The 15641-nt window shown below is 56.8% G+C and carries 15 protein-coding genes; 7 read left to right on the top strand and 8 right to left on the bottom strand.

Going from position 1 to position 15641, the window contains the following annotated elements; all coding sequences use genetic code 11:
- Positions 1-97: 97 nt before the first annotated feature.
- Positions 98-928 carry an Ig-like domain-containing protein gene (locus tag FD37_RS08610; RefSeq protein WP_056964826.1) on the top strand — a complete coding sequence of 277 codons (831 nt, stop codon included), beginning with the start codon at positions 98-100 and terminating at the stop codon, positions 926-928.
- Between the two features lie 627 nt (positions 929-1555).
- On the opposite strand, the gene FD37_RS08605 is transcribed toward FD37_RS08610, so the two are convergent.
- Entirely contained in the window at positions 1556-3457 is a 1902-nt protein-coding gene (locus FD37_RS08605) for a heavy metal translocating P-type ATPase (protein ID WP_056964824.1), read from the bottom strand.
- Between the two features lie 103 nt (positions 3458-3560).
- Here FD37_RS08605 and FD37_RS12830 point away from each other — a divergent pair, with 103 nt between their 5' ends.
- Together FD37_RS12830 and FD37_RS08600 are read left to right on the top strand one after the other, a co-directional pair.
- Positions 3561-3713: a hypothetical protein gene (locus FD37_RS12830; RefSeq protein WP_156652732.1), complete on the top strand. Its 153-nt coding sequence runs from the start codon at positions 3561-3563 to the stop codon at positions 3711-3713.
- The gene (locus tag FD37_RS08600; RefSeq protein WP_056964822.1) at positions 3697-4965 is read left to right on the top strand and encodes a glycoside hydrolase family 27 protein; all 1269 of its coding nucleotides are present in this window, start codon (positions 3697-3699) and stop codon (positions 4963-4965) included. The genes FD37_RS12830 and FD37_RS08600 overlap by 17 nt, the downstream gene beginning before the upstream one ends.
- Before the next feature lie 61 nt (positions 4966-5026).
- On the opposite strand, the gene FD37_RS08595 is transcribed toward FD37_RS08600, so the two are convergent.
- Together FD37_RS08595 and FD37_RS08590 are read right to left on the bottom strand one after the other, a co-directional pair.
- A complete protein-coding gene (locus FD37_RS08595; protein WP_056964820.1) occupies positions 5027-5584 on the bottom strand; it encodes a Dps family protein in 558 nt (185 codons plus the stop codon).
- A gap of 29 nt (positions 5585-5613) precedes the next feature.
- Positions 5614-5841 (bottom strand): heavy-metal-associated domain-containing protein, encoded by a 228-nt coding sequence (locus FD37_RS08590; protein ID WP_045806905.1) that lies wholly within the window; start codon positions 5839-5841, stop codon positions 5614-5616.
- A gap of 280 nt (positions 5842-6121) precedes the next feature.
- On the opposite strand from FD37_RS08590, the gene FD37_RS08585 reads away from it, so the two are divergent.
- A complete protein-coding gene (locus tag FD37_RS08585) occupies positions 6122-7294 on the top strand; it encodes an MDR family MFS transporter (RefSeq protein WP_056964818.1) in 1173 nt (390 codons plus the stop codon).
- 105 nt (positions 7295-7399) lie between these two features.
- Here FD37_RS08585 and FD37_RS08580 read toward each other — a convergent pair whose 3' ends face one another.
- The 4 genes from FD37_RS08580 to nrdI all read right to left on the bottom strand — a co-directional run bounded on the left by FD37_RS08580 (position 7400) and on the right by nrdI (position 9557).
- Complete coding sequence (locus tag FD37_RS08580) at positions 7400-7690, bottom strand: type II toxin-antitoxin system RelB/DinJ family antitoxin (RefSeq protein WP_056964816.1); 291 nt, start codon at positions 7688-7690, stop codon at positions 7400-7402.
- 135 nt (positions 7691-7825) lie between these two features.
- Entirely contained in the window at positions 7826-8314 is a 489-nt protein-coding gene (locus tag FD37_RS08575) for a prolyl-tRNA synthetase associated domain-containing protein (RefSeq protein WP_056964814.1), read from the bottom strand.
- A 15-nt stretch (positions 8315-8329) separates the two neighbouring features.
- Positions 8330-9091, bottom strand: a complete 762-nt coding sequence (locus FD37_RS08570; RefSeq protein ID WP_056964812.1) for an NADPH-dependent oxidoreductase — start codon at positions 9089-9091, stop codon at positions 8330-8332.
- Complete coding sequence (gene nrdI / locus FD37_RS08565; protein ID WP_056964810.1) at positions 9081-9557, bottom strand: class Ib ribonucleoside-diphosphate reductase assembly flavoprotein NrdI; 477 nt, start codon at positions 9555-9557, stop codon at positions 9081-9083. Before nrdI ends, FD37_RS08570 begins: the two co-directional genes overlap by 11 nt.
- Before the next feature lie 820 nt (positions 9558-10377).
- On the opposite strand from nrdI, the gene FD37_RS08555 reads away from it, so the two are divergent.
- From FD37_RS08555 to FD37_RS08545, 3 genes are all read left to right on the top strand, one after another.
- A complete protein-coding gene (locus FD37_RS08555; protein ID WP_056964806.1) occupies positions 10378-11898 on the top strand; it encodes an ABC-F family ATP-binding cassette domain-containing protein in 1521 nt (506 codons plus the stop codon).
- Between the two features lie 90 nt (positions 11899-11988).
- A complete protein-coding gene (locus tag FD37_RS08550; RefSeq protein WP_056964804.1) occupies positions 11989-13425 on the top strand; it encodes a DHA2 family efflux MFS transporter permease subunit in 1437 nt (478 codons plus the stop codon).
- A gap of 183 nt (positions 13426-13608) precedes the next feature.
- Entirely contained in the window at positions 13609-13860 is a 252-nt protein-coding gene (locus FD37_RS08545; protein WP_056964802.1) for a helix-turn-helix transcriptional regulator, read from the top strand.
- 99 nt (positions 13861-13959) lie between these two features.
- On the opposite strand, the gene FD37_RS08540 is transcribed toward FD37_RS08545, so the two are convergent.
- On the bottom strand, positions 13960-15360 hold the full coding sequence (locus FD37_RS08540; RefSeq protein WP_045806915.1) for a hemolysin family protein: 1401 nt from the start codon (positions 15358-15360) through the stop codon (positions 13960-13962).
- Positions 15361-15641 lie beyond the last annotated feature (281 nt).

The raw sequence follows: 15641 nt of genomic DNA, 5'->3' as shown, positions 1-15641 counted from the left end.
TTAATGTCACTAAATTGTATAAAATCTGTTATACTACGAGGCGGTTAAAAAAATTCAGTCGGTGGGAGGTCACCGACAACATTAAGGGGTCTGAGTGATGAAAAAATTTATGGTAGCCTTGACTGGTTTAGTCACGTTAGCCACGGTTGGTGCAACGGTACCAGCAGCGCCCGTGACGGCAAACGCCGCAACGAAGACGACGAAGTCAACCTACGTTAGCCCAAGCTTGAAGGTTAACGCCATCTACAGTAACGCCAAGAAGATTACGGGGACGGCCACGAAGGGTGCGAAGATTGAAGTCAAGAGCACCAAGAACGCGAAGAAGAACATTGCGAGTGCTACGGCATCCAGCAAGACGGGGAAGTACACCGTTAAGCTGTCCAAGTCGTTGAAGGCCAACAGCAACGTTTACGTCTACGCGACGAACACGAAGACCAAGGCTTACTTCTACCGGATCATCCGGGTCCAAGCCGCTGCTACCAAGGCAACGACGAAGAAGACGACCACTAAGTCAACCACCAAGAAGACGACAACTAAGAAGACAGCGACTAAGAAGACCACCACTTCCAGCACCAAGAAGGTCACGAGCTACGGCATCAAGACCCCTACTGGTACTTGGAAGTCCAACACGGCCAACAAGTACTCCCAGGTTTGGGTCTTCAGTCAAAAGACTGGCCTGAACCAATACTTGTACAAGAACGGTAAGAAGGTCAAGACGTTGGTTTCCTACGCGAAGTACAGTGTAGATGCCAAGACGCCAACCTTCTGGAAGATCACGTACACGCCTAAGGGTGCCAAGAAGTCTTCGACCTTATACATGCGTTTCACGTCTGCTAAGAAGTTCAAGGTCGTGAACAGCAAGAACCAGGTCGTGAAGACCAAGGCCGGCGTTGCGCCAGCTGCTAACTGGACTTTCAGCAAGAACTAGTCCGCTAAATCAGATCATTGAAACGCGTTCACCAATTGGTGGGCGCGTTTTTTCTTTAGTGGTGAATGAGGATGGCATGATGGGATGACTATTTCGCTTCACGCCGGCGAGCAAGATGGTCGTGGTGGGCACGATTCCGAAGCCCTGTGAAAAGCACACAGGTCTCCGGAACTCGGCCTTGATGTAACCGGGCAAAGAACACCCGGTAACATCAATTTCACCACGACCATCAAGTCGCCTCTGTTACGCTAACCTAGTGGGTTGACCGACATCAACGGTACGAATTGGCAACTATTCAGCACCAGCCAGTCGTTGACACCCACTTTCCGTCAGTGGTCAGGCCATCCGCTATCCCGCAACGTGACGTCGGCGTTTTCCCCCGTGGTGAAATGATTGTTAGTCGGCGTTCTTGGCTGGCTTACAATCAGGCCGAGTTCTGGAAACTCGCCGGGTCTTGGCGCGGTTTCAGAATCGTGCCCACCTCGGGGGAATGAAGCCGACCGAACGTTGCGCCAGCTACCACCAAGTTGCCAGTGTCATCCGAAAGAATACACAGGAAAAGGGCCCGAGACGATTTGTCTCGGGCCCTTGGCGGTTAGGCGCGGTGTGTTTGGAAGAAAGCGTGGGTTAGTTGGTGGCCAGCTGGTGCGTGGCCGGTGCGGTCGTCTTGGCGACCCGTGGCTTGTAGCCAATCAGGCGCATTGCGTTGAAGATGACGACCAGGATGGAGGCTTCGTGGACGAACATTCCACTGGCCATGTAGATGTAGCCGTAGACCAGGCCAATCAGCAGGAAGGCCACCGTTAAAATGGCGATCGTGATGTTCTGCTTGGTGTTGGCGGACGTCTTGCGGGCCAGACCTACCGCGTGGTTCAGGGCGGTGAAGTTGGATTGCATCAGGACCACGTCGGCCGTTTCGATGGCGACGTCGGTCCCACCACCCATAGCAATCCCGATGTTGGCGGTGGCTAACGACGGACTGTCGTTGATACCGTCCCCGACGAAGGCCACGTTCCGGCCTTGGTCTTGGAACTTCTTGACGTAGGTCACCTTGTCGGCCGGTAACAGGTCGGCGTGGACCTCGTCGATGGCCAGGGAGGCGGCTACGGCGTCGGCGGTGGCTTGGTTATCCCCGGTCAACATGACCAGGTGCTTGATACCTTGACGCTTCAGGGCGGCTAAGGCAGCGGGCACCTCCGGCCGAATCTGGTCGGCGACCCCTAAGATGTAGGCGAGTTTACCTTGGTAGCCCACCAGGACCGTGGATTGGCCGTCGTCTTGGAGTTCGTGTAAGTCGGCCGTCTGTTTGTCTGTCAGGGTGATGCCGTTTTCAGTGAGTAACTTGGCGTTGCCGACGTAGAGTGGCGCGTCGTTCCAGGAGCCAATCATGCCCCGGCCCTTGACCGTTTCGGTGGTCATGTCACCGGTCACATCGGTCAGATGGGCGGCGAGGTGTTGGGTGATGGCTTGGGCTAACGGGTGGTCGGAGGCTTGTTCAACTTGGGCGACACCGGCTAAGAGGCTGTCGTCGGTGGCGTAACGTTTGGTGGCGGCGACCGTCATTTTCCCGGTGGTCAGGGTCCCAGTCTTATCGAAGACCAGGGTATCGACTTTGGCCAAACTGTCGACCACGTCGCCCCCCTTGATCAAGATACCGTGCTTGGCACCGTTCCCGATACCGGCCACGTTGGAGACCGGTGCGCCGATGACCAGGGCGCCGGGGCACCCCAGGACCAGGACGGTGATGGCTAACCGTAAGTCACGGGAGAAGGCGAACACGAGGATGGCGATGACCAGCACGGCTGGCGTGTAGTACTGGGCAAACTTGTCGATGAATTTTTCGGCGGGGGACTTGGTATCTTGGGCTTCTTCGACTAATTCGATGATCTTGGCAAAGGTCGTCTCGTCACCGACCTGGGTGGCCGTGACCTGGACCGTGCCACTTTCAACGATGGCGCCAGAGTAGACGCTGTCGCCAGTCTGCTTGTTGATGGGCCGGGATTCACCGGTGATGGAGGCTTCGTTCACGTAGCCGGAACCATCGGTGACTTTTCCGTCGACGGGCACTTGGCCGCCGGCTTTGACCAGCACCACGTCGCCCTCTTCCAGGTCGTCGACGTCGACGTCACTGGTGGTGCCGTCGCTGGCAATCAGGGTGGCGGTGGTCGGGGCCATTTCCGTTAAGGATTGGATGGCGCCCCGGGTCTTGGCCAACGTTTTCTGTTCCAGGTAGGACCCGAACAGAAAGAGGAAGGTCACGACGGCGGATTCTTCGAATTCACCGATGGCGAACGCCCCGACGACGGCGATGCTGACTAAGAGTTCGATACTGAAGACCTTGGCGCGCAGGGCGCTGATGGCCCGTAAAACGATGGGGGCGGCGGCAATCACCGAAGCGATGATCCAGGCGACTTCCGTGACGGCCGGCAGGTGCAGGAACCAGGTGTTCAGGAAGCCGACGATGATGAGGCCGGCGGACCAGAAGGTGATGGGGGTGGTGTGTTGATAGATATAACGTTGAAAAGCCATAAGTAATCGTTCCTTTCGTATGATGGCAGGTTGGGTGAGTGAAGCTTGCTGTTTCCTAATTGATGAATTCATTATGCGCCCGGAACGGGGAGATTAACTTGATGTGAATCAAGTGGGCGAAAAAGATTGCGAAAAGCAGTGTTATTTTGAAAAATCGGGCTTTGTAATCGCTTTCTTAACCGCTAAACTAGGACATGGGAACTCTAATGATGAAACGATGGAGAAAGAAGCGGTGACGCATGACAACAGATTTTAGACAGTTTGCCCCGGTTCCGCCTAAGGGATGGAATAGCTGGGACGGGTACGGAGCTTCCGTGCGAGAGGAGGAAGTCAAACGCAACGCGGACTACATGAGTCAACACCTGAAGCAGTTCGGCTGGGAGTACGTGACGGTCGACATTCAGTGGTACGAACCGACGGCCGATTCATCGACCTATCATAACTTCGCCCCACTGGTGATGGACGACTATTCCCGGTTGTTGCCGGATCCGAAGCGCTTTCCGTCGGCGGCGAACGGTCAGGGGTTCAAGCCCTTGGCAGATTACGTCCACCAGCTGGGTCTGAAGTTCGGAATCCACATTATGCGGGGGATTCCCCGGCAAGCGGTTCACCAATCGACGGCCATTCGGGGGACCACGAAGACGGCTCGGGACATTGCGCTCAATAACATCTGTCCGTGGAATTCGGATATGTACGGCGTGAACGTGGCGTTACCTGAGGGCCAGGGGTACTACAACTCGTTAATGGACCTCTACGCTAGCTGGGGTGTCGACTTCATCAAGTGTGACGACATCGCCAACTCGGTAATCTATCAGGGGACCCATAAGGCGGAGGTGACGGCACTTCGCCGCGCCATCGACCAGACCGGGCGGAACATGGTGCTGTCCTTGTCACCCGGACCAGCCCCCGTCAAGAACGGTGCGTTCTTCCAGCGCACCGCCAACATGTGGCGGATTACCGACGACTTTTGGGATGATTGGGCCCTGTTACGGAACATGTTCGACCGGGCAGCGGAATGGTCGGCCATGTCGCAGCCCGGCACCTGGCCAGATTGTGACATGTTGCCCCTAGGTCACATCGGTATCCGGTCGGTCGACGGTCCTGGGGGTGACCGGCAGACCCGCTTCACCCCGGCGGAACAACGAACCATGATGACCCTGTGGTGTCTGATGCAGTCACCGCTGATCATGGGAGGAGAACTCCCAGACCTTGACGACTGGACGACGTGCCTCCTGACGAATGCCGACTTGTTAGCGATGGACGACCAGATCACCGCGAAGGCGGAGACTTACCGGGATGACCACGTGATTGTGTGGCAGGCAACCAGTCCGGTCCACCAGTACGTGGCGGTCTTTAACGTCGCCGATGAACCGGTGACCTTGACGCCAAATCAGCGGGTGCGGTTTGGTATCCCCCAGCAGGGGACGGCAATCTGGCAAGGCCAACCCGCAATGTCGGCGGTGACCCAGCCGTTACAGCCGCACGATGTTTGGCTGATAAAAGCCTAAATTAAAGGGCTCCCGCCGATTGGCAGGAGCCCTTCACTAGCTCGCAGTCTAGTGTGTAAAATTAATCTTCATCGTCGTCATCATCGTCTTCGTCGAGGCCATCGCGGGCGTCGTTGCCCAGGACAGCTTGGAGTTCCCGGATGATGTGGTTGTTGGTCCCACGTAAGGTGACCAAGAAGGCGGCCAGCGCTGGTCGTTCTTCCTTTTCAGCCAGCTTGATGGCCCGGTCGATGAACAGGTTGTGGGTGTCGGCGTCGCGCACCAATTCGGCCACTTGGTCTTCGGCACTCAGGTACTTCTTGTCGCCGCCCTCTTGGAGCATGTTGTAGTCGTGGAATTCTTGGGTGGTGGTCGAGACAATCTCGCCCTCATCCAGTAACAGCTCGCCTAAGGCGTCGAATTGGTGCCGGTAGGTGTCGATGTAGCCACTCAGCAGTTGGCGAACGCTTAAGGCCAACGGTCCCTTGACGGACCACCGAACTTGGTGGAACTTCACAATGGAGATGTGCAGGTTGGCCAGGATGTGGTTGGTCATCGCCCCAGCGGTGGGAACGTGGTGGTCGTGTTCAGTTTGGGCTTGTTCAGCGGCGTAACGGTCTTCAATGGTCATCGTAGTCATGGGCGTAACTTCCTTTCAGTTTGAGGGGATTAGAGGGCTTTTACTTTAGAACTCTTCACGGTGTAGCCGAGGTCGGTCACCGTGTTGGCCAGGTCGTCGGCGGACGTTTGACTATCGTCAAACTCCGCCTTGATCTTGCTGGCGTTGAAGAGTACTTTGACATCCTTGACGCCGTCCTTGTGGCTCAGGGCGCCTTCGATCTTGGTCATGCAAGATGGGCAAGTCAGGTCGTCTAATTTCATGGTTACTTTTGTCATGATGAATTCCTCCTGTCTTGATTACATAAGTTAGTATACGGGCGGCTGGGTCGAAAAAACTTGACTCAAATCAAGCTAGCGAAAAAAATGACGAAAAAAGGGATCTTTTTTGAGAAAGGGACCCAGAAACGGACTGACGCGTTGCCCGACTAAAAGCCGTCCCCGGCACTGAAGCCAAATCGTTGAAATCACGCGTTGGCGGGCCGGAAGGTGTTTCGCTTTGGGGGTAAGTATGCGACAATGAAGCCAATGAGACGAAACGATAAGTGAGGGACACTATATGGGAAAAACCAAACAGGAAGTTAGTTTGATGGGGATTTTAGCGGCGACCTTACTGCTGAACGCGGCGGCAGCGTGTATGTGGCCGCTGACCACGGTCTACATGCACAACCAGCTGCATCAGACCTTGGCGCTGGCCGGCGTCGCGTTGTTGGGGATGTCGCTATGTATGATTTTTGGGAACTGGTTTGGCGGGTGGCTCTTTGACCACTGGTCGCCGTTCTGGTCGGGCATCGTGGGGACGCTGTGCTCGATGGTGCCGATGATGCTCCTGATCTTCTTTCACGGTTGGCCGGTCTTCGGCATCATGCTGCTCTTCATCGGGTTGGGCGACGGGATCGTGATGACCGTGGTCAACTCGTTCGCGGCCACCGTGACCACCATCTCGAGCCGTAAGGTTTTTAATTACCTCTATATCGGGATGAACCTAGGGGTCGTGATTGGGACACTAATGGTCGGTTACCTGATGGCCCACGGGGTCGTCCTGGTCTTCTCGGTCGCCGCCATCTTTTACCTGGTCCTGCTCCTGATCCTGCTGTTCGACTTCAACGTTCAGCCGGTCACGACCAAGCTGGAACACACGCAGGGACCCGCTAAGCCGGCACACCTCAAGTTGATCTGGCTGATTGCCCTGATGGTCTTTTGCCTGTACCTCAGCTACTCGCTGTGGGAAAGCGTCATCTCGGTGCACATGACCAACCTGGGCATCTCATTTGAGAAGTACAGCCTGCTCTGGACGTTAAACGGGTTGATGATTGTCTTTGGCCAACCGCTGGCCAACCGGCTGGGCGCCAACTTCAAGCTGAGCACCCAGATCTACGCCGGCACGCTGGTGTTTGTCCTGTCGTTTTTGATTCTGGTGTTCGCCAAGAGCTACGCGACGTTCGTCATCACCATGATCATCCTGACGGTCGGCGAAATGACCGGCTTCCCGGGAATCCCAGCCTGGATCGATAGTCTGGCCGGCAACAACGACAAGGGGAAGTATCAGGGAATTTACAACATGGCGATCTCCTTCGGGCGGGCCGTGGGGCCGCTCTACGGGGGACTGCTGATTGAGTACGGCAGTTACCGTTCACTCTTCTGGTCGGTCACCACGATCATGTTGCTGTCATTGGCGGCCGTGGTCTGGCACAACCAGCGAATCCAGCACCGTCGGATTAAACAAGACTAATGAAGTATTTAAAAAGACAGGTTCCGCAACGATTGCGTGCGGGACCTGTCTTTTTAACTAGGAATGGGTTTGCTTATAAAGTGGTTGTTTGGATTGTCGATTCAGCTAGTAATCGTCGTGTACATCCTCCTCCCAGCGCTGATAACCCGCCGGCGTCTCTAAATCATTCACGGGACGATTGGCCTGGGCAATCGCGGCTTGAAGGTTCAAGGTGGCCTTTTGCCGTTCCGTCAACGCAACGTCGAAGGGCATTCGGCCGGTTGCGGCAACTTTTTTCAAAAATAGGGTGATGGCTGCTGATTGGGACAGCCCCAATTGCTCGAAAATGGCGTTGGTTTCAGCGACTAAAGAACGGTCAACGGTCACTTGAATCTGCTGAGTCTGGTTTGTTTGCATGAAAATGGCCCCCTTAGTTTACTAAGTAGGGCCACTATAGGATATTCAAATGAGTTTGACCCGCTAGAGGTCTTGAATTGACCCGAGCAGGGAATAATCAAGGTGGTTCACCGTTCGGCTTTCAGAGGCGTTGAGTTAGGGTGTCATCACCGTCACCGGATTACCGTGGTCCTTGATCAGTTCAATCAGGTCGGCGGTTTTCAGGTAAACGGTGGCGGTGTTGTCGTTGGGGTGCACGCCGATGATGCCCGGGGCCTCTAGAAGCGCGGCGTCGATATAGAAATGAACTTGGTGCGAGGCATCGTTAAGCAGTCCCAGCGGCGTCACGGCCCCGGCCTTCAGCCCCAGCATCGTTTGGAGTTCCGCCGCGGATGCGAAGGACAGGCGGCGGGTCCCGTAAGTTTTGCGAAAGGCCTTCAGGTCGAGTCGCCGGTCACCCTTGAGCGTGACCAGGTAGTCGTTTGCGTGATGATCATCGCGCAAGAAGAGGTTCTTGGCCTCGGCTTCGGGATGGGGCAGAGTGACCTGCGTCAGGTCCGCCATGGTGTAGACGGCGGGATGCTCGATGATCTCGTGCCAGATGTGGCGGTCGGTTAGCAGCTGGTAAATAGCGGCCTTGTTCATCGTTCCACCCCGCTATCAGGCGTCGGTGGGCCGCAGCCAGCCCTGTTGCCGCAGGCCGGTCAGGATGCCCGCGCGCTGTTGGGGGTCGCGGCTCAGCTCGGCGGCGATGTGGTGGCTGAAGGTCTCCTCGCGCTGGTTGGTGGTCCGTTGCTGGTAGTAGCGCGTGATCAGGGCGTTGTAGGCGACCAAAGTCGGGTCATCGGGAGTGATGCGCTGATAGCCGTTGGTGAAGTGGACCAGTTCTTGGGGCAGGCGGGGCTTGTGTTCCGGCTGTTCCGCGGGATGGCCGATGGCGAGGCCCAGCACGGGGAAGGTCAGTTCCGGCAGGTCCAGCAGGTCGATCACCCGGGGCACATCGTTTAAAATACTGCCCATGATGGTGCTGCCCAGTCCCAGGCTCTCGCCGGCGGTCACCACGGCCTCGGTCATGATGGTCGCGTCGAAGATCCCCGCCAGCAGCTTGTCTAGGCTGTGCAGGTTGGCCGTGGTCGTGGCGTTGGCGGGCGCCAGCTGGGCGTTGCGGTACTGGTCGGCCACGAAGACGAAGTAGTGTCCGGCCCGTTCCAGCCAGTGGTGTCCGCTGATGTCCCCGAGCACCGCAAGTTTGGCGGGATCGGTGACGCTGATGACGCTGGCCTGCTGGGAAAAGGTGCTGGTAGCCGCGTGTTGGGCGGCGGTGATGAGCGTTTGGACCTCCGCTGACGTCAGCTTCTCGGGGGTGAACCGGCGGATGCTGCGGTGGGCGAGTAAGGTCTCGAGGGTCGGATTAGTCGACATGGCCGTTGACCTCCTTTAAGCGCGCCACCATGGCGGCGTAGACCCGTTTCTCGTCGGCCGGGACGCCTCGAAGTTCATAGTTGGCGATAAACGGCGCGTTGAACTGCCGGGCGTAGCGTTTGGCGGTCAGGCAGTACTGCTCGTTGAAGTTGCGATTCCCACTGCCGACGACGCCCAGCAGGTACCGGGCGTTATTCTGAAAGGCGATGTACTCGCCTAAAACGTTGGTCATCAGCTCCTTGACGCCGTTGTCGATGCCGTTGCCGCCGTTCAGGTAGGTCGGCACGAAGCAGAAGTACGGGGTCGTCTCGGGCTGAAAGTCGCTGGCCTCGCTGATCTCGGTGGCTTCGATGGTTGGGTTGGCGTCGTCGGTCGCGTGCTGTTGCGCCGCGTAGTCGGTCAGGTGTTCGATGAAGTTGCGGGTGTTGCCTTCGATGGAGATAAATAAAATCCGGATTGGTTGCATGGTTAAGTCCCTCCGATAGATAACAGGATAATTGGTTAGGGTGAATTGAGTGGTGCTGCAAGGCAGGTCGCGGGTAACCGGTCCCTGGTGGTGGGCCCGTTACAGCGACCAGTCAACTTCATTATCCTAACACGCGCCACGCTGGTTGTCATAAAAGTGGGTGGGATTGGCGAGAACCTTATCGCTAAAGAATGGTGAGTGCTTTATGCGGCCACTTCATTTCAATTGCTGGGCGTTGTCGATGACTACCAATTCAGACGGGCCATGACGACCATTACCGCTCGCTAACCGGTTAGTGCTATGTGGGGGGATTGGATGATTATGGTTGCCAGTTTGTCTCGTTTAGAACGGGTTACCCCGCCAGGTCAGCGGAACGGAGGCGACTTGATGGCCGTGGTGAAATTGATGTTACCTGGCGTTTTGGGCCAAGTTACATCAAGGCCGAGCTCCGGAGACCTGCGATTTTTGCAGGGCTTCGGAGTCGTGCCCACCACGGCCATCGTGCTCGCCGGCGTGAAGCGAATGTTATTATCCATGTAAAGATGTCGAGGCCACAAAGGGGTTGCCAGACTATCAGGGATGTGCTAACCTAGGGCATAACTTAAGAAAGAACGAGGTATTTCAGCCGATGCGTAACTAACGAAGACCCAAGTGAAGACAGACTCACCCGCATAAGGGGTGGACTCTGCCTGGACACTGGGATCGCTGGTTACGCCGACTGAGTTGCCAAGGCAACCGGTGGGCGCGCTTTTCGAACGGAAAAGGCGACCACTTTTTTTGCGCACCAACGATTCCCGCCATTTAAAAGGGGGACGTTACCTTGACACAATTATTATTAGATCAATTAAGTAAAACCGTTGCGGGCCAACCGCTCTTCACCACCGACCGCTTGAGCGCCCAGACCGGCGACCGGGTCGGCATCATCGGAGCCAACGGGGCCGGCAAGACCACGTTAGCCCGCATCATTGCCGGACAGGAGGCGGACTTCACGGGCACCCGCCAGGTCACGGACACCGTGGTCCTGGTGCCGCAGATCGCGCCGACCGAGGACAAGTCCGGCGGCCAAAGCATGCTGGCCCGGGTGCGGACCGCACTGGCCAAGCGGCCGGCCATCCTGATTCTCGATGAGCCGTCCGCCAACCTCGACGACCAGCATCAGCGCTGGTTGAACCGGACGCTTCAACACTTTGCCGGGGTCCTGCTGGTCATCTCACACGACCGGACCCTGTTGCAGGCCGTTGCCACCACCATTTGGGCGGTGGACGACCACCATTTTAGCCAGTACAACGGCACCTTTGACGCCTATGAAATGGATAAGCAACGGCGGACGGCCAACGCGACCGACGCCTACCGCCACGAGCAGCGGGAACGCCACGACCTGCAGCTAGCCGCCCAGAAACGCCGCGAGAAGGCCAACCGGGTGCGCAAGGGCGGCCGGAACCTCTCCGCCGCCGAACGGGGCAACACCAAGTCGTTACGGGAACGAACCGCCGGTAAGATTGAGCGGGGCGCCCACGCGATGCTGGACCGGGCCGACCGCCAAGTGGTGACGGAAAAGCCGCACCAGGTCGCGAGCATCAAGCTGGTCGCCACCGACCTTCCGCCGGTGCAGGGCAAGTACCTGATCAGCGCCAGTGACCTGGACCTACGGCGGGACGGTAAGTTACTGCTTCGGCGGGCCAGCTTTCGCATCAAGCCCGGCGAGCGGGTCGCGTTGACCGGGGCCAACGGGAGCGGCAAATCGACGTTGATCGACGCCATTTTGGCGCACCAGCCCCAGACCCATCTGGCGGCCAGTGCGCGGGTGGGCTACTTCCACCAGGACATGACTGAGCTGCCGACCGACCGGACGGTGTGGGCGACCATGGCCCGGGCCACGACGCTGGATGTGAACCGGACGCGGCAGGTCATGGGGGCCTTCGGGCTGACCGCGCGTTTCTACGACCGGCTGGTGGGTGACCTCAGCGGGGGAGAGCGGGTCAAGCTGCAGCTGCTGGCGATCCTGGTCAGCGCCAGCAACCTGTTGATCCTCGACGAACCGACCAACTACCTGGATCTGCCGGCGCTGGAAGCCCTGGCGGATTATCTGGTGGGCTACCCGGGGACCGTCCTGTTCGTGGCCCACGACCAGGCCTTTCGTCAGCGGGTCGCGACCCGGACGCTGGCGGTCGATCATCAGCGGCTCGCGGACCCGCAGAGCACGGCGCAGGGGACCCCGGCCACCGATTTGCCGCGGTTGCGCTTCGAGTACGACCAGCTGATGCAGGCGCCCGAGCTAGATCAGGCCAAACTCAAGGAATTACGCCAAAAAATCGCCGCTGCCCAGCATGAAAACGGTTAACGTTTAGATTTTCTTAAAAAACACTTACGAAGAAAAATTTTTTCTGCTACAGTAATCCATTGTGTGGAAAATGAAAGTGAGTGTGAAAAAATGGATTCAGTACAATCAAACCAAGCAGTCGCCGACAAGGTGCGGGTCCCAGTGGCCCATCCCATGCTTGCCATGATGGGGATGCTGATTGGCGGATTCGTGGGGATGTTCAGTGAAACGTCACTGAACATTGCGTTACCCCAATTAATGGCGCAATTAAATGTTTCAACCGCAACGGTCCAATGGTTGGTCACCGGCTACATGCTGATGATCGGGATCGTCTTGCCGTTATCCAGTATCATTACCAAGTGGTTCACCACCCGGCAGGTCATCCTGTTCGCGCTGATCGACTTTGCGGTTGGCGCCATCATCTCGGCATCGGCCCCCGGTTTCGGGGTGCTGTTACTGGGACGGATGATCCAAGGAATCGCCACCGGGCTGATCCTGCCGCTGATGTTTACGGTTGCGATGCAGATTTTCCCGCCGTACAAACTAGGTGCGGCCATGGGGATGGTCGGTCTGGTCATCATGTTCGCCCCTGCCGTGGGACCAACGCTGGCCGGTTTAGTCCTGGGAATCGCTTCGTGGCGGTGGATCTTCTGGCTGTTCGTGCCGTTCCTGGTGATTGCTTTTCTCTTCGCGGTGACCTCGTTAAAGAACATCGCGCCCGTGACGCGGCCAAAGATCGACTTCCTGTCGATCCTGTTATCGATGGTCGGCTTCGGCAGTCTGGTCGTCGGGGTCAGCCTGGCCAGTGACCAAGGCTGGGGCTCACCCGCTGTCTTGGGCGCGCTGGTCTTAGGGCTGGTCGTCTTGGCGTGGTACAGCCACCGGCAACTGACCATGGAGAACCCCATCCTGAACCTGAAGGCCTTTGCCATTCCAGGATTCCGGACCGGGGCCGTTCTGGTCATGATCAACTTCGGGATTATCCTGTCGGCGATGTACCTGCTGCCGATGTACATCCAAAAGGGGCTGTTAGTGCCTGTTGCCTTGACCGGGGTCATCATGTTCCCTGGGGGCCTGATGAACGCGATCGTCTCCGCCGTCTCTGGTCGTCTGTATGACCAGGTCGGCGCACGGCGGCCCGCGATGTTGGGCTTCATCATCTCGATGATCGGGGCCTTGATGCTGGCGGTGACCACGACGCACAGTGCCATCTGGTACATTATCCTGGCCCACGTGGTCTTGATGATCGGGGCACCGTTAGCGATGTCGCCATCGCAGACCCACGGGTTAAACGCCCTGACGGGGCCGATTGCGGCCGATGGGAGTGCCATCATGAACACCTTACAACAAGTGGTCGGCGCGATCTCTACGGCGGTTGCTACCAGTCTGTTGGGCATCGGGCAAGCGGCCTACTACGCTAACGGCGCGCACCAGGCGGCCGGTGCCTTCGTGAACGGGGCCCACTATGGGTTCTACTTCACGTTGGTCTTGGCTTTCGCCGGGTTCCTGTTAGCAACGCGGTTACCAAAACACGAAAAATTGGGTTAAGCCATGCTTGACCATGGGCTCGGGAGAACGCTCCCGGGCCTTTTTGTTTGGGCAACTGACGGGAAAACCTGTCCCTAAAAAGCCAACAAAACTTTGTTAATCGTTTAATAAAACCAAGCGATGGATTAACCGTTTACCCAATGAGGAATGTTACCCTACGAATTGGAGACAGGGGGAGTTTTCATGGAGTTAGGACAACGGATTCGCTCGGCGCGGAAGCAGCAGAACATGACCCAGGCCCACCTGGCACAGCTGGTGGGGGTCGATCCGTGGGTGGTCGACCGCTGGGAAGGGGGTATCTGTGCGCCCGCACCGGCCCAATTGGATAGGGTGAACCGAATCTTACGGTTACACCTGGAAGCGCGTTACCGCGTGCCCACCGTACGGGGAAAACGGAGGTCGTGGTGGCCGTGGTCGGCAAGGGAAGATTCATGAGAGATGAGAAAAAACGTCCGGTCTAGCAATGCTTGCGAGACCGGACGTTTTTATTGGGAATACAAAAAAACGCACGAACCGAGGTCCGTGCGTTGTCAATTAATGCTCGTCGTGATGATGACCGTGCTTGTTCTCGTCGTCGCTATCGTGCGTCGTTTCTTCTATTTGAAGTTTCGGTTGAACCGGGTTAACGGTGACCTCAAACCAATTAATGAAGGAATTCTCGTAATCGATGACCTTCAGGTCGAAGTTTTCGAGGTGAATCACGTCGTTGACCTTGATGTCCGGGTAGTTGTCGATGATGTACCCGGCCAGCGTGACGATATCGGTGGACTCAAAGTCCTTGATATCCACGTTGAAGTACCGTTCGAAGTCGTAGGTCGTCATCTTCCCGTTCACTTGGAACGTCCCGTTGGGTTGCTTGAAGATGTACTGATCGTTGGCGTCGTCGATCTCATCGCGGACCGTCCCGAAGAGTTCTTCGTAGATGTCCTTATCGGTGATGATCCCGGAGGTACCCCCGTACTCGTCGACCACGACCACGATAGGCGTTTGGTGCTTGATCATCTGTTGCAAGACCTGCGTGATGGGCGTCGTTTCCGGCGTCGTGGTGATATCCCGCAGCAGCTTGTCGACCCGAATCGAGGAGTCGACCTGTTGCTGGCGAATCAGGTCATAATTGTAAACGTACCCGAGAATCTTATCCTTGTCGTTATCGGCGACGACGGGCAGACGGCTGAACCGTTCCTGCAGGTAGACCGTTAAGGCTTCCTTGACCGTCGAGGTGATGTCGATGACTTCCAGTTGGGTCCGGTCGATCATGATGTCCTTGGCGACCTTATCGTTTAACTCGAAGGCCCGTTGCATGTAGACCAGGTCGTTCTTTTCCAACTCCCCGCCTTCTACGGCGCTGCGGGACAGACTGAGAATCTCGGCCTGCGAGAAGACCTCGTCGCTTTCGTTGGCGACCTTGAGGCCCATCATCTTGACCACGCCGGTCGCGCTGGTGTTTAACAACCAGACGAACGGGTAGAAGATGACGTGGCAGTAATGCAGGGGTGTGACCACCAGCATCAGGACCTTCATCGGCATGTCGATAGAGATGTTCTTCGGCACGATTTCGGTGAAGACCACTTCCAAGTAGGTCAATAACAGCACCCCGATGATGGCACTGACGGTGTGCGCCGTGGTGCTGTTGATGTGCATCGGGGCGATTCCCGCCAACAAGATGTCGACGAAGAACGTCTCCCCGATCCACCCTAAGATGATTCCGGCCAGGGAGACCCCGACTTGAGTCGTTGATAAATATTCATTCAAATTGGTGACCATTTTCATGGCCCGAGTCAGCTTGGCTGACGGCTTATCACGTTCGTCGATTTTCTCTTGTAACGCGCTAGGCCGGGTCTGAACCAGGGCAAACTCGCAGGCAACAAAGAAAGCTGCAAAGAAGAAAGTAATTAAAATAATAACTAAGTTTACAACTATCTGACCGCTATCCACACATCATTCCTCATTTCGCTTATTCTATCTGTCCATTATAGCGCGGATGACCACGCATTTGTAGTCTTTAAGTTGAGCCAAATTGTACCGCCAACGCGGCCCGAACGCAACCGAACACCGAATATTTCTTCCTAAATAATGGCAGGCGATTGAAAAGTGACCCGCTTTGGAAGTAAACAGCGCTTCCGGGGGCGGCAAAAATCGGGCTGGAACGGGGTGGGCACGGATTTGAGCCCGTAACCCAGGTCCTCAAATACCGGCCTTTGTCTAAGCCGGCTGAA

This window comes from Levilactobacillus spicheri DSM 15429 (genome assembly GCF_001435095.1).
In the GTDB taxonomy this organism is placed as follows: domain Bacteria; phylum Bacillota; class Bacilli; order Lactobacillales; family Lactobacillaceae; genus Levilactobacillus; species Levilactobacillus spicheri.
The sequence above is the reverse complement of the archived record's forward strand: the minus strand, read 5'-3'. Positions and strand labels throughout refer to the sequence as shown.

Excerpts from the sequence above, each read along its gene's own strand:
- FD37_RS08575 (WP_056964814.1), bottom strand. The coding sequence starts at position 8,314 with ATGAACAAGGCCGCTATTTACCAGCTGCTAACCGACCGCCACATCTGG.
- FD37_RS08545 (WP_056964802.1), top strand. The coding sequence starts at position 13,609 with ATGGAGTTAGGACAACGGATTCGCTCGGCGCGGAAGCAGCAGAACATG.
- FD37_RS08550 (WP_056964804.1), top strand. The coding sequence starts at position 11,989 with ATGGATTCAGTACAATCAAACCAAGCAGTCGCCGACAAGGTGCGGGTC.
- FD37_RS08605 (WP_056964824.1), bottom strand. The coding sequence starts at position 3,457 with ATGGCTTTTCAACGTTATATCTATCAACACACCACCCCCATCACCTTC.
- FD37_RS08595 (WP_056964820.1), bottom strand. The coding sequence starts at position 5,584 with ATGACTACGATGACCATTGAAGACCGTTACGCCGCTGAACAAGCCCAA.
- FD37_RS08580 (WP_056964816.1), bottom strand. The coding sequence starts at position 7,690 with ATGCAAACAAACCAGACTCAGCAGATTCAAGTGACCGTTGACCGTTCT.
- FD37_RS08610 (WP_056964826.1), top strand. The coding sequence starts at position 98 with ATGAAAAAATTTATGGTAGCCTTGACTGGTTTAGTCACGTTAGCCACG.
- FD37_RS08585 (WP_056964818.1), top strand. The coding sequence starts at position 6,122 with ATGGGAAAAACCAAACAGGAAGTTAGTTTGATGGGGATTTTAGCGGCG.
- FD37_RS08590 (WP_045806905.1), bottom strand. The coding sequence starts at position 5,841 with ATGACAAAAGTAACCATGAAATTAGACGACCTGACTTGCCCATCTTGC.
- nrdI (WP_056964810.1), bottom strand. The coding sequence starts at position 9,557 with ATGCAACCAATCCGGATTTTATTTATCTCCATCGAAGGCAACACCCGC.
- FD37_RS08600 (WP_056964822.1), top strand. The coding sequence starts at position 3,697 with ATGACAACAGATTTTAGACAGTTTGCCCCGGTTCCGCCTAAGGGATGG.
- FD37_RS08570 (WP_056964812.1), bottom strand. The coding sequence starts at position 9,091 with ATGTCGACTAATCCGACCCTCGAGACCTTACTCGCCCACCGCAGCATC.